This is a genomic window from Streptomyces sp. NBC_01551 (assembly GCF_026339935.1).
GTDB lineage: Bacteria > Actinomycetota > Actinomycetes > Streptomycetales > Streptomycetaceae > Streptomyces.
Window position 1 is genome coordinate 323,052 of sequence record NZ_JAPEPX010000001.1, and the last position, 12,713, is coordinate 335,764.

The following is a 12,713-nucleotide window of genomic DNA, read 5'->3' on the forward strand; positions in this document are numbered from 1 at the left end:
CACCGTTACGGATGTTGCCAAACGCCTTACGGGCCGTCTCGGGCTGTGCCACAGTCGTTACCGGTCCTTCCTTCAGACTTGGCCGCGCCGCGCCTGTATCGGAGTGCTCATGCCGTCCCACCTGTTCGCGGACCGTCCCGCGCAGCCACCCGAGCCGGGGTCGGTGGACGCGCTCATTTCGCAGACCCGGCGGCTGCGCGGAGACGTGGACGCGGTGCGCCGCGACACCGTCGTGGACGACGACGACGCCCAGGGCCGATGGCAGCGCGCGCTGTGCGACCTCGCCGTGCACCACCTCGACGACCTCGGCGAGCACCTCGGCCAGCTCAAGGAGGGCCTGCCGCCCGCGCCCGACCTGGTGGAGTTCCCGCGCCAGGCGGAGGCCGAAGCCGTGCCGGAGGACCGGCAGGCCCGGGTCGGCAGCGCCGAGTGGAACCTGCTGACCGACGAGGTCACCTGGTCCGAGGAACTCTTCCAGATCTTCGGCCGGTCCCCGGAGTCGGGTGCGCTGCCGCTGGACGAACTGGGCTCGACCCTCTTCTCCGAGGACCAGCCGCTGCTGACCGCGATGGTCACCGCCTGCCTCGTCGACGGCCGGCCCCTGGACGGCGAGTTCCGCATCGTCCGCACCGACGGCCGGGTCCGCACCCTGCACATGCGGGGCGAGCCCGTCCTCGACGACGACGGCTGCACGGCCTCCATGTGGGCCGTGCTGCGCGACGTGAGCGACCTGCGCCGCAGCGAGCGGGCGGTGCGCGAGACCCGGGACTCGCTCCAGCGGCACCGGGAGATCGCGCGGACCGAGCGCCGGCTGGCGGTCGAACTCCAGGAAGCCGTACTCCCCCCCTGGGGCGGTTCCCTGCGCTTCCCGCACCAGAGCACCGGCGCGCTGGACACGGCCGCGCACTACCTGCCCTCCGCGACCAACGCGCTGATCGGCGGCGACTGGTACGACGCGCTCGAACTCCCCGACGGCCGCTCGATGCTGACGGTCGGTGACCTGACCGGGCACGGGGTGACCGCCACCTCCGGGATGGCGATGATGCTGGGCGCCCTGCGCGGGATGGCCATGGCCGGCATCGAACCGGGCCCGCTGATGGGCTGGCTCAACCAGCTGCTGGAGAACTCCGTGCAGCCGGCCCTCGGTTCGGCCGTTTGCTGTCGCTACGATCCCGCGCGCCGGGTGCTGTCCTGGGCGCAGGCCGGACACTCCGCTCCGCTGCTGTTCCGCCGTGGCCAGGGCCGCTCGCTGCAACCGCCGGAGGGCGTGCTGCTGGGAGCGACCTCCGGCGCGACGTACGGGCAGGCGGAGGAGCGGCTCGAAGCGGGCGACGTACTCGTCCTGCACACGGACGGGCTCACGCCGCGCAGCATCGAGTTCAGCCGGACGGACGGGACCGAGCGGCTGCTGGCGCTGGCGCCGCGGTTCTCGTCGGCGCGGTCGGCGCAGGACTGCGTGCGGATGGTGATCGAGGAGTTCGGCGAGGGCGAGCGCGAGGACGACGCCTGCGTGCTGGTGGCGCGGGTCGGCGGATAGCCGTCGCCGTCAGGGGATTCGGGGCCGCGCCGGGAGGCGCGGCCTTCTTCGTGTGTCCTGTGCGGAACGGGGGTCCGGTGCTCACGCGGCGGCACCCTAGACGACGTGCTGCGGCGTCGGGCTGTTGGGCAGGGCCAGCTTGATCTCCGCGCGCAGGTCCTCGATGCGCGAGTAGCCGGCGTACTGGCCGGTGAGCCGGTACATCTCGCGCAGCCGGTCCCACGTCCGGTGCGAGGAGGTCTCGTTCATCGAGACCAGGGCCAGCCGGGCGTAGCGGTCGGCCTGTTCCGGGTCGTCCGCGATGAAGCAGGCCGAGGCCATGGAGATGTAGTCGAAGATCTGCGAGCGCTGGTGGCCGCTGGCCCGCAGCCGCAGCGCCTCCATGGCGTGCCGCTGGGCGATCGGGGCGGCCGAGGGGTCGTGGTCCGCGAGCGTGCGGAAGGCCAGCGCCTGCATGCCGTGCAGGTCCGCCTCGTCGAAGTTCTGCATCCAGCTCGGCGGCGGTACGTCGCCCTTGTCGGACACGAACAGGTCCTCGGCCTCGCCCAGGGTGCGGCGCATGGCCTGCCCCTTGCCCATGGCGGCCTGCGCCCACGCCTCGATGGTGTGCAGCATGGCGCGGGTGCGCGGCAGGGTCTCCTCGCCGGAGCCCGACTGCGCCAACTTCATGAGGTCGAGGGCCTCGTGCGGCTTGCCCAGGTGGACCATCTGGCGGGCGGCCCGGGAGAGGGCCTCGCCGGCACGCGGCCGGTCGCCGCCCTCGCGGGCCGCGTGCGCGGCGATGACGAAGTACTTCTGGGCGGTGGGTTCGAGGCCGACGTCGTGCGACATCCAGCCCGCCAGTACCGCCAGGTTGGCCGCCACCCCCCACAGGCGCCGCTGGAGGTGGTCGGGGTGGTGGTAGGCCAGCATGCCGCCCACCTCGTTGAGCTGGCCCACGACGGCCTTGCGCTGGAGCCCGCCTCCTCTGGAGGCGTCCCAGGCGCGGAAGACCTCGACCGAGCGCTCCAGGGCCTCGATCTCCTGCGAGCCGATCGGAGCCGCCTCGTAGCGGTCGTAGCCCGCCTGGTCGGCCTGGAAGGAGTCGCCGAAGGCCGGCGCGGCCTTCGCTGGGGTGGGGTCGGCACGCAGCCAGTCGTACATGGCGTTGCTGAGGGCTGAGCCGGCGGTGAGCGCGGCTCCCGCGCCCATCAGACCGCGACGGTTGAGCATGAGGTCCATTCCCGTGAATTCGGTGAGGACCGCGGCTGTGCGTTCGGGCGCCCAGGGCAGGCCGTCGGGGTTCTCCTTCGCCCCGTCCGGCTGCCGTTTGGTGGTGCGCCGCTGCCGTACGAACCCGAGGTCCTCGATGGTCACGACACGACCGAGCCGCTCGGTGAACAGTGCTGCCAGTACCGTGGGCACCGGTTCGCGCGGGGTCTCCCCCATGTCGATCCAGCGCCGTACCCGCGAGGTGTCGGTGGCCAGCTGGTGGTGGCCCATGGCCGCCGCCTGCCGGTTGACCATCCTCGCCAGTTCGCCCTTGGACCAGCCGGCCAGGCCGAACAGGTCGTTGAGACGGGTGTTTGGACCTTTGCTCACGTCAAGCCCCCAGGTTCTCGGCTGAGTTGACAGTAGCCCGCCGTCAGATGCCGAGCGACTATTCGCCAGGGTTCGCCAGGGTCCGCCAGATGGTGTGCCACCCACGGCCGGGTGTCAGGTAGGAATGCGCCTCCCCGACCCGGTTCACCGGCGGAACTCCCCAGGGTGAAGTACGGGATCCGGCGGGGCGGCGTACGCAACTCGTCGGCGCACGAAGGGAACCGTAACCGCCATGTACGCAGCAACGTCCTCCGTGTCCGCGCCGGTCCGGCCGCACCGCACCATCCCCGCGGGCGGCGGCCCCTACCTCGATCCCGGCCGTCCGACGGCCCCGGCCCAGGGCGCCGTACGGGCCCGGCGCATCCCGGGAGCCGCACCGCAGCCGCTGAGCGGAAGAATCGACCTCTCGGGGCCGCAGGGCGCGCAACTGCGCACCGCGCTCGCCTCGGTGCAGCGGATCTGCCCGGAGTTCGCGCCGGTCCAGGTGCTGCGGCGCAGCGGCCGGTCGGTCCTGCTGGTGGGGACCACGGGGCGGATGACCGCCGTCGCCAAGGTTTTACTGGATCACTCGCCGGAGTGGCGTGAGCGGTACCGGCACGAAATAGCGGCATACAGGGCGTTCGTCCGGCACCGCCCGCCGGTCCGGGTGCCGCGGCTGATCGCCGCGGACCCGGAGAACTGCACCCTGGTCGTGGAGCGGATGGCGGGCCGGGTGGCGGCCTTGCAGCGTCATCCGGTGGAGGCCCCGCCGCGGCCGGACGTACGGGCGGCCCTGGGCGCGGTGTGCCGGGTGAACCAGTGGCGGCCGCCGGCCGACCTGTTCGGACACCCGATGGACTACGCCCGGCGGATCACCCGGGATCACGAGCTGGGGCTCTTGACCGACCGGGACTTCGGCGACCTGCAGAAGCTGCTGCACGGGCTGAAGCTGGCCGGGACCCCGTGGCAGTTCAACCACGGCGACGCGCTGCTGTCGAACCTGCTGCTCTCCCCGGCGGGGCCGGTGCTGCTCGACTGGGAGCACGCGGGCTGGTACCTGCCCGGGTACGACCTGGCCACGCTGTGGACGGTGCTGGGCGATGCCCCGGCCGCCCGCAGCCAGATCAGCCGCCTCGCGCAGTCGGCCGGTCCGGCGGCCCGGGACGCGTTCCTGGTGAACCTGATGCTGGTCCTGACCCGCGAGATCCGGATGTCCGAGACGGCCGTCCAGCGCTCCATGCAGACGGCCGCCCCGGCCCAGCCGCTGCCGGCGGGTTCCCTGTCCTCGGGCGAGGAGCAGCGGCTGCTGCTGCGCCGCCTGCACGACGACTGCGGCCTGGCCCGCAGAGCGGTGCGTGCGGCGGTGGGTACGCGCTGACGGCGCAGGCGTGATCACGCAGATCCCGTGGTGGGCACATCTGGAGTGCCTGCCACGGGATTTCGCCGTTCCCGGGGCCGATGGGCGGGCATGCCCGGACAACCGGCGCGCATGCCTTGACTTCACATGATCCCCCGAACACCTTTTCTGACTCGACATCAGAACGGTCGAGCCTTCCCCGCCCTCCCCAGCCGCTGGAGCATGCCCATGTCCGCAAGCCCCGAACGCGTGAGCACAGAACACACGAGCCAGGAACGCATGAGCCCGGAACGCGTGAGTCCAGAACGCGTGCGCATCGGACAGACGCATGCCGCCCTTCCGTCCCGCCGGGCGGTCCTCGCCGGGACCGGGGCCGGGGTGCTCGCCGCCACCGTGCTTCCGGCCGCCGTCGCGCGGGCCTTCGACGGGGCCCCGCTCGGCGAGTACGACGTCGTCGTGGTCGGGTCCGGGGCGGCCGGGATGACCGCCGCGCTCACCGCCGCCAAGCGGGGGCTGAGCGTGCTCGTGGTCGAGAAGGCCCCGACCTTCGGCGGTTCGGCCGCGCGGTCCGGGGCGGGCATATGGCTGCCGAACAACTCGGTGGTCCTTGGCGCGGGCGTGCCGGACACCCCGGCGAAGGCGGCCGCGTATCTGGCGGCCGTCGTCGGGCCGGAGGTGCCGACCGACCGGCAGCAGGCGTTCCTCGCCAACGGGCCCCGGATGCTGGACTTCGTGATGGCCAACAGCCCGCTGCGGTTCCGCTTCATGGAGGGGTACAGCGACTACTACCCCAACCTGCCGGGCGGCCTGCCGAACGGTCGCTCCATCGAGCCGGTCCAGATCGACGGCCATGTCCTGGGCGCCGAACTCGCCCGCCTGAACCCGGCGTACATGCCGGTGCCGGACGGGATGGTGGTGTTCAGCCAGGATTACAAGTGGCTCAACCTCGCGGCCGTGAGCGCCAAGGGGCTGGCGGTGTCCACCGAGTGCCTGGCGCGCGGTACGAAGGCGGCGCTGCGCGGGGAGAAGCCGCTGACCATGGGCCAGGCGCTGGCCGCCGGGCTGCGGGCGGGGCTCCAGCGGGCGGGGGTGCCGGTGTGGCTGAACAGCCCGCTGGTCGATCTGGTGCAGGAGGGCGGCGCGGTCACCGGGGTGGTGGTGGAGAAGGAGGGCGTACGGGGCGTCGTGCGCGCCCGCAAGGGTGTCGTCATCGGCTCGGGCGGCTTCGAGCACAACGCGGAGATGCGGGCGCGCTACCAGCAGCAGCCGATCGGGACGCAGTGGTCGGTGGGCGCGAAGGAGAACACGGGCGACGGGATCCGGGCCGGCGAGCGCGCCGGGGCGGCGCTGGGGCTGATGGAGGACGCCTGGTGGGGGCCGTCGATCCCGCTGCCCGGCGAGCCGTACTTCTGTCTCGCCGAACGGACGCTGCCGGGCGGGCTGATCGTGAACCGGAACGGGGCGCGGTTCGTCAACGAGGCGGCGCCGTACAGCGATGTGGTGCACGTGATGTACGAGAAGGACCGGGGCGCGGTCGGGTCGCACATCCCGGCGTGGCTGATCGTGGATCAGAACTACCGCAACAAGTACCTGTTCAAGGACATCCTGCCGATGCTGGCCTTCCCGGACGCGTGGTACGAGGCGGGGGCGGCGAAGAAGGCGTGGACGTGGGACGCGCTCGCCGGGCAGATCGGGGTGCCGGCGGCGGCGCTGCGGGCGACGCTGGGCCGGTTCAACGCACAGGCGTGGAGCGGGAACGACGCCGATTTCCACCGGGGCGACACGGCGTACGACCACTACTACACGGACCCGAACGTGCACCCGAACTCGTGCCTGGCGCCGGTCTGGGCGCCGCCGTTCTACGCGTTCAAGATCGTGCCGGGGGATCTCGGGACGAAGGGCGGCATCGTGACCGACGCGCGGGCGCGGGCGCTGCGGGCCGACGGATCGGTGATCCGGGGCCTGTGGGCGGCGGGCAACGCGAGCGCGGCGGTGATGGGGCACAGCTACGCGGGCGCCGGGTCGACGATCGGGCCCGCGATGACGTTCGGCTACGTGGCGGCCAACGACATCGCGGACGCGTAGCGCGCCGACCGGCTTCCGCCGGCCACGCCCCTGTTGCCTCAGCCCTGCTGGAAGAGCTCGGCGGGGAGCGGCTTCAGGAGGGCGTAGAGGTCGTCCGTGATGGGCCGGTCCCAGCTGGCGATGGTGACCAGGACGTTGTCACTGCGGTCGAACTGCACGCAGCTGATCCGGCCCTCGGAGAGCTTGATCTTCCGGACGATGAGGAGGTTGTCGCCCTGCATGACGGGGCAGTCCTCGATGCCGGTGACCTCGACGTCCTCGTCGTTCTCGAGGGCGTCGAGGAGCTGGGCCACCTCGAACGGGACCTGGCCGTCGGCGAGGTCCCGGGCGGGGGATCCCTCGGGCAGGTTTCCGATGATCATCGCGGGGCCGCGTCCGCCGAACAGGTCGTAGCGGAGGAAGACGCCCTGGCAGCTGCCGTCGGGGGCAGGGAGCAGCCCGGCCCCGAGATTGCCCGGCCAGTCCCCCGGGTCCATGGCCAGGACGTCGAAGTCCGGGCCGGCGGGTGTGGCGGCGCGGTGGCGGCGGAGGAAGGACATGCCGCCATGGTACGTGCCCGAGCCCCTTCCCCGGCCCTGCCCCCCTCATCCCACACCACACCCCGACCCGCCCCAGCCCCGCTCCCCCAGACCGCGCCCTGTCCCGAACCCAGACCGCACCTCCCACAACACGACCCCGCCCGGCCCTGCCCCGCACCTCCCCCACGCGGCACCACCCGACCCCAGCCCCCCACCCGCCACGACGCGGCGCCGCACCTCCCACACCACGACCGGCCCGGCCCTGCCCGCTCCCCCGCACCACCCGGCCCAGCGCCGCACCCCCCACACCACGGCACCACCCGAGCCCTGCCCGCACCCCCCACACCACGGCACCACCCGAGCCCTGCCCGCACCTCCCACACCGCGAGCCCGCCCGAACCTGCCCCGCGCCTCCCACAACGCAACCCCGTCCGGGCTCGGCCCTGGGGTGCCTGCCTGCGCACCCGCCCGCCGGCAGGACATGGCACCCCGGGCGCACTCGGGAGATGCATCCTGGGCTCCGTCCCCGGCCGGCCCGGCTCGCCCCGGCAAGGGCAGCGGGTACGCCCGGCGGATCACGCGCGGGCCCCGCATCCCCGGATCATGCTCCAGTGGGCGGCGTGGCCCGCAAGATCGCTCGGCCCGCCCAGACCCGGGGCGCGGCGCACGACGCCAGAGGCACGACGATGCGCGGGCGGGCCGCCGCGCGGGCCGTTTCCCCATCCCGCCCGCTCCCGAACCGGGCCCCGGAGGGGCGGCCCTGCGGGCACGGCCGCGCCTGCCGCTGCCGGTACGGCTGGCAGCCCCTCACGCATCGGCAACCCGTGAGCGCGGTTCGCGGCGTGCCGAAAACGTCGGCCCGTCCGCACCACGAGGCCCACGGCAAGGGAGCAGCCCTCGGAGCCGGTCAGCGGCGCGCCCGCCGGCGCGGTTCCCGCACCGCCGTCGGCCTAGGGCCCACCAGACCCCGGAACCGCCCAGCCCGGCTCCGTCCCGGCTCCGCGACAGCAACCCGGGACCCTGCCCGACGGCGGCAACCGCGGAACACCGCCAGCGGTGACGGTCACACGCGCCGTCGGGCCCAGAGCGCGGTCGGCAAACCGCGCCCCAGGCCGGGCCGGGTCGACACGGCCCCGGGTCGGACGGCCAGCGGCGTGGCGCGGGCGTTCTGTGCCGCCGCCCGGGCTCGGCCAGAGCCCCGGCCCCGGCCCCGGCGTCATCGGGCCCCGTAGCGGTAGCGGCACCGGCATCGCCCGGAGCGGTGCGGGGTGTTGGCCGGCAGGGGTCGCTTTCAATTCGACAACAATCGTTGGCTCAATATGGATCTTGTATTTTCAGCCGCCTACTCTGTCCCCCAGGCGTGCACGCCCGCTGATTGCCCTCGGACACAGGAAGTGCAGGCAGATGATCGAGTCTGTTCCTTCCCTCGACGTGACGCTCACTCAGATCCGGGCGCTCGCCAAGGAGAGGCAACTCAACGTGGACGAGATCCTCGACATCGAGGCTCTCGCGGCCGGTACCGGCGTCCCCGCCAAGGTGGTCGCCGGGCTGTTGCGGGGCGAGGACGACGCCGGCGAGGCCGGGCCCGCGGAGACCGCCCGGCGGCGGGCCGTGTTCCTCTGCGCGAGTTCCCGCGATGCCGGCGGGCACCCGTACCCGCCCGCCGACATCGCCGACGCGATCGGCGCCAGCCCACGGGCCGTCGCCGAGTTCGCGGCCGGTGAGGCGGGAAACCGGCCACCGGACGTGCGGCGCATCGCCCGCTTCTTCGGGCACGACGGCACTTTCCTCACCGACACCCCGCCCCAGGCGATCAGCCGCGCACTACAGCCGACACTCCGGTCGCTCCGCCACGTCTCCGGCGGCGACATGATGGCCGACCTCGTCAGCCGGTACGGGCTCGTCTCCGTCTCCACCCGCAACGCCACCCCGGGCAAGGCCCTCACCCGTACGCAGGAGACACTGCTCCTCGGCATGATCACCGGAATCCTGTCGTCAGAGCCGGAGTTCGGGCCGGATTCGGAGTTCAAGGCAGAGTCGGAGTTCGAGGCGGAGTCGGAGGGGGTCTCGTGAGTGTCGCCCGTTCCATGCGCAGGCTGTGCGCCACGCTGACCTCGTCCCTCGACGTCGGCCGCGACCTCGACGCGCCCGTCGATCCGCACACCCTCCTGCGGCGGCTGTGCGACGCGATGAGCGCCACCCGCGGCGGGCGGCCCATCGTCCTGCGCTTCGAACGCTTCCCCACCCAGCTGACCACTTCCGGCCTGTGGCTGAACATGGAGGACTACGACATCGTCGTCGTCGAGAAGTTCACTACCCCTGACCATCAACTCGTCATCCTCGGGCACGAGTTGTGGCACATGCAGGCCGGCCACACGGCCGCCCCGCACGGCCCCGGCGCAGCCGCCGCGGCCCAGTCCCTGCCCGACGGGCCGGACCTGACCTACGCCGCCGTCGCCGCGCGCTCCCACCACGAGGACGCCCACGAGATCGAGGCCGAGACCTTCGGGCTGCTCCTCGGCGACCGCTGCCGGGCCTGGCTGTCCGGCGGCGACGGCGCCCCCGGCTCGGTCCGGCGCCACGGCGTGGCCGGGCGGATCGGGAACACCCTCGGCTATCGCGGACCGAACGGCTGACCTTGACCTCGGACAAGTACTACATCCCCTATTTCATCCCGGCGGCGATCCTCACCCTGGCCTTCGTGATCCGGCTCCCGGTGATGATGAGGTTCTGGCGCAACGACCCCAACGTGCGCAACGTCGGCGGTCTGCTGCTCCTGGGTTCCGCCGTGTTCTACTTCGGCCGCCCCGCGACCATCGCCGCGCTGAACCGCGCCAGCGGGATCAGCAACTTCGCCGCGCCCGTCGTCTACACGGTGCTCACGCTGTTCTGCGCCGCCTGCCTGGTGATGATCATCCACTGGCGCGGCGGGAACCCCCGGCGCGTGCGGCGGACCACGTGGACGATCGGCGTGATCTACTCCGCGGTCGTGGCGGGCCTCTGGATCACCTTCGCCCTCGCCGACGTGCCCGTCGAACGCCTCCGTGACCTGGACACGTACTACGCTAATACGCCCTGGATGCGCGAGCACATCCTGCTCTACCTGCTGGCCCACACCACGGCGTGTGCGATCACCTCCGTGGTGACCTGGACCTGGCTGCGCCAGGTTTCGGGCTGGCTGCGCGCCGGCCTGGTGCTGCTGGTCATCGGGTTCATCCTGAACCTCGCCTACGACACCGTGAAGCTCATCGCCGTGGTGAGCCGCTGGACCGGCAACGACCTGGACTGGCTCAGCACGTTCGTCGCCCCGCCGCTCGCCGCGGTCTGCGCGCTCTTCGTCGCCGTCGGGTTCATCCTGCCGCACGCCGGTGAGGCGGTGCAGGGCTTCTTGCTGGACTACCGGCACTACCGCTCCCTCGGGCCGTTCGTGAAGGAGCTGGCCGCCCTCGACACCGGGACGATCCGGCTGCAACGCCGGGCCCCGATGAGCCGGCGCCTCGTCCACCGCCGGACGCGGATCAGCGACGGACTGCTGCGCCTCCAGCCGTACATGGACCCCGAGGTGCGCCTGCGCGCGCTCGCCGAGGCCACCGAGCGCGGCGAGAGCCCGGAGCGGGCCACCGCCACGGCCGACGCGGTCGCGGTGATCGCGGCGCTCCACCGGCTGCGCCTCGACGACGAGTTCGACCCCGAGGCGGAGGCCGGCGGGGAGACCACCCTCTCCGGCGCGCCCGGCGGGATGCCGGCCGCCCCGGATCTGGTCGCCGTCTCCAGGGCCCTGCGCCGTTCCCCCGCCGTCCATGCCCACCGTGCCCGGTACGGGCCGGCCGACCGTCCAGAGAGCGTGACTTCATGAGCGATTCGCCGTCCTCCGCGGGCCCGCGCACGGCGGTCGTCATCGGAGGCAGCCTCGCGGGCATGCTCACCGCCGCCGCGCTCGCCGAGTTCGCCGACGTCGTGGTCGTCGAGCGCGACGTACTGCCCGACGGGCCCGAGGCGCGCAAGGGGCTGCCGCAGGCCCATCACGCGCATCTGCTGTGGTCCGGCGGGGCGCGGGCCATCGACGCCCTGCTGCCCGGCACCGTGGGGCGGCTCCTGGACGACGGCGCCCACCGGATCGTGCTGCCGACCAACATGGTCGGATACTCCCCCGCCGGCTGGTTCCGCCGGTGGGCGGAGCAGTCGCACCACGTCGTGCTCGCCGGGCGGGACCTGCTCGACTGGCACGTACGCCGTTCCGTACGGGCGCTGCCACGTGTCACCATCACCGACCGCACCACGGTGCTGGGCCTGGCGGGCGACGCCCGGCGCGTGACCGGGGTCCGGGTGCGCGGCGCCGACGGGGCGGAGCGGGTCCTCGCCGCCGATCTGGTGGTCGACGCGTCCGGGCGGTCCTCCCGTACGCCCTCCTGGCTCGCGGAGTTCGGCCTTCCGGCTGCCGCGGTACGCACGGTCGACCCCGGCCTCGTCTACGCCAGCCGGATCTTCCGGGCGCCGAAGGACCTCGGGAGCACCTTCCCGGTCGTCGTGAACGTCCAGGCCGATCCGCGCGAGGCCGGCCCGGGGCAGTCCGCGACGCTGGTGCCGATCGAGGGCGACCGCTGGCTCGTCACGCTGTCCGGCACCCGGGGCGGTGAACCCACCAAGGACCCGGAACTCTTCGAGGCGTTCGCCCGGTCGGTGCGGCATCCGATCGTCGGCGAGCTGATCTCCGGGACGGAGCCGCTGACGGACGTCGTGGTCACCCGTACGACGGTCAACCGCCGGCACGCCTACGAGCGGGGCCGGCTGCCCGAGCGGTTCGTCGTCCTCGGGGACGCGGCCGCCGCCTACAACCCGGTGTACGGGCACGGCATGTCGGTGGCGGCGCAGAGCGCCCTCGCGCTGCGGGACACGGTCCGCGCGGTGGGCTGGGCCGCGCCCGGTCTCGGTGCCCGCGCCCAGAAGGCCGTCGCCGGGCCGGTCGGCGCCGCGTGGGCGCTGTCCACCGGCAACGACGTCTTCTACCCGGGCGCGACCGAGGGCGGCCCGACGCTGGCCGAGCGGATCGGCGCGGCGTACGTGCGCCGCCTGCTCCTGACGAGCACCGGCAACGGGCGGGTCGCCCGCGCCGTCACCGATGTGATGACCCTGGAGCGCCCGGCCTCCCGGCTGTTCACCCCGCCGGTGCTGCTGGCGGCGGCCCTGGGACCGCGCCGCGAGCAGCTGACGCGACCGCCGCTGCGGGAGGCCGAACGCGAGGCGATCGCCGGGATCCTCCCGTAGCGGCCGGGGCCGGGGGCTGGACGGGCGGGAGGAGTGCGAAGCCAGGACTCGGGCCCGTCCCCCGGCTGGTCGGTCTCCGACCTGGTCGGACACCTCGGCGGGGTGCACCGCTACCTGACCCGCGTGCTGCGCGGGCGGCTCGCCGAGCCCCCGGACCCGGCGGACCTCACGCTGTACGGGCTCCCCTCCGACGAGGCGGTACGGGACGCCTGGCCGAAACCGGAACGGGCACCCGTGCCCGGGGCGTTCCTCGTCTGGTTCGCGGAGGGCGCGCCCAGGACGGGACCAGCGGGATTTTCCTTCCGGGGTCGAGGGCGCGGCGGACGGCCTTCTCGAAGGCCACCGCCTCGCCGCGGAAGTGGCCGAGGCGGGTGAGGTGGTCCATGGGACC

At 73.2% G+C, this 12,713-nt stretch carries 10 protein-coding genes; 8 read left to right on the plus strand and 2 right to left on the minus strand.

Features of this window, described 5'->3' with window-relative positions; all coding sequences use genetic code 11:
* The first annotated feature begins 109 nt into the window (after positions 1-109).
* A complete protein-coding gene (locus OG982_RS01305) occupies positions 110-1,537 on the plus strand; it encodes a PP2C family protein-serine/threonine phosphatase (RefSeq protein ID WP_266790541.1) in 1,428 nt (475 codons plus the stop codon).
* 96 nt (positions 1,538-1,633) lie between these two features.
* On the opposite strand, the gene OG982_RS01310 is transcribed toward OG982_RS01305, so the two are convergent.
* Positions 1,634-3,118, minus strand: coding sequence for a hypothetical protein (locus tag OG982_RS01310; protein ID WP_266790540.1), 1,485 nt, complete (start codon positions 3,116-3,118; stop codon positions 1,634-1,636).
* A gap of 232 nt (positions 3,119-3,350) precedes the next feature.
* Between OG982_RS01310 and OG982_RS01315 the strand changes: the two genes are divergently transcribed.
* Positions 3,351-4,475 (plus strand): aminoglycoside phosphotransferase family protein, encoded by a 1,125-nt coding sequence (locus OG982_RS01315; RefSeq protein WP_266790538.1) that lies wholly within the window; start codon positions 3,351-3,353, stop codon positions 4,473-4,475.
* A gap of 357 nt (positions 4,476-4,832) precedes the next feature.
* The gene (gene kstD, locus OG982_RS01320; RefSeq protein WP_323139289.1) at positions 4,833-6,539 is read left to right on the plus strand and encodes a 3-oxosteroid 1-dehydrogenase; all 1,707 of its coding nucleotides are present in this window, start codon (positions 4,833-4,835) and stop codon (positions 6,537-6,539) included.
* A 38-nt stretch (positions 6,540-6,577) separates the two neighbouring features.
* Here kstD and OG982_RS01325 read toward each other — a convergent pair whose 3' ends face one another.
* Complete coding sequence (locus OG982_RS01325; protein WP_266790537.1) at positions 6,578-7,078, minus strand: hypothetical protein; 501 nt, start codon at positions 7,076-7,078, stop codon at positions 6,578-6,580.
* 1,383 nt (positions 7,079-8,461) lie between these two features.
* On the opposite strand from OG982_RS01325, the gene OG982_RS01330 reads away from it, so the two are divergent.
* From OG982_RS01330 to OG982_RS01350, 5 genes are read left to right on the plus strand one after another with little or no spacing between them, the layout of a single operon-like run.
* The gene (locus tag OG982_RS01330) at positions 8,462-9,130 is read left to right on the plus strand and encodes a hypothetical protein (protein WP_266790535.1); all 669 of its coding nucleotides are present in this window, start codon (positions 8,462-8,464) and stop codon (positions 9,128-9,130) included.
* A 14-nt stretch (positions 9,131-9,144) separates the two neighbouring features.
* Entirely contained in the window at positions 9,145-9,693 is a 549-nt protein-coding gene (locus tag OG982_RS01335; RefSeq protein ID WP_266792288.1) for a toxin-antitoxin system, toxin component, read from the plus strand.
* A gap of 2 nt (positions 9,694-9,695) precedes the next feature.
* Complete coding sequence (locus OG982_RS01340; protein ID WP_266790533.1) at positions 9,696-10,913, plus strand: MAB_1171c family putative transporter; 1,218 nt, start codon at positions 9,696-9,698, stop codon at positions 10,911-10,913.
* Positions 10,910-12,322 (plus strand): NAD(P)/FAD-dependent oxidoreductase, encoded by a 1,413-nt coding sequence (locus tag OG982_RS01345; RefSeq protein WP_266947747.1) that lies wholly within the window; start codon positions 10,910-10,912, stop codon positions 12,320-12,322. Before OG982_RS01340 ends, OG982_RS01345 begins: the two co-directional genes overlap by 4 nt.
* A gap of 33 nt (positions 12,323-12,355) precedes the next feature.
* Positions 12,356-12,697, plus strand: a complete 342-nt coding sequence (locus OG982_RS01350) for a maleylpyruvate isomerase N-terminal domain-containing protein (RefSeq protein WP_266947749.1) — start codon at positions 12,356-12,358, stop codon at positions 12,695-12,697.
* The last annotated feature ends 16 nt before the right edge of the window (positions 12,698-12,713 follow it).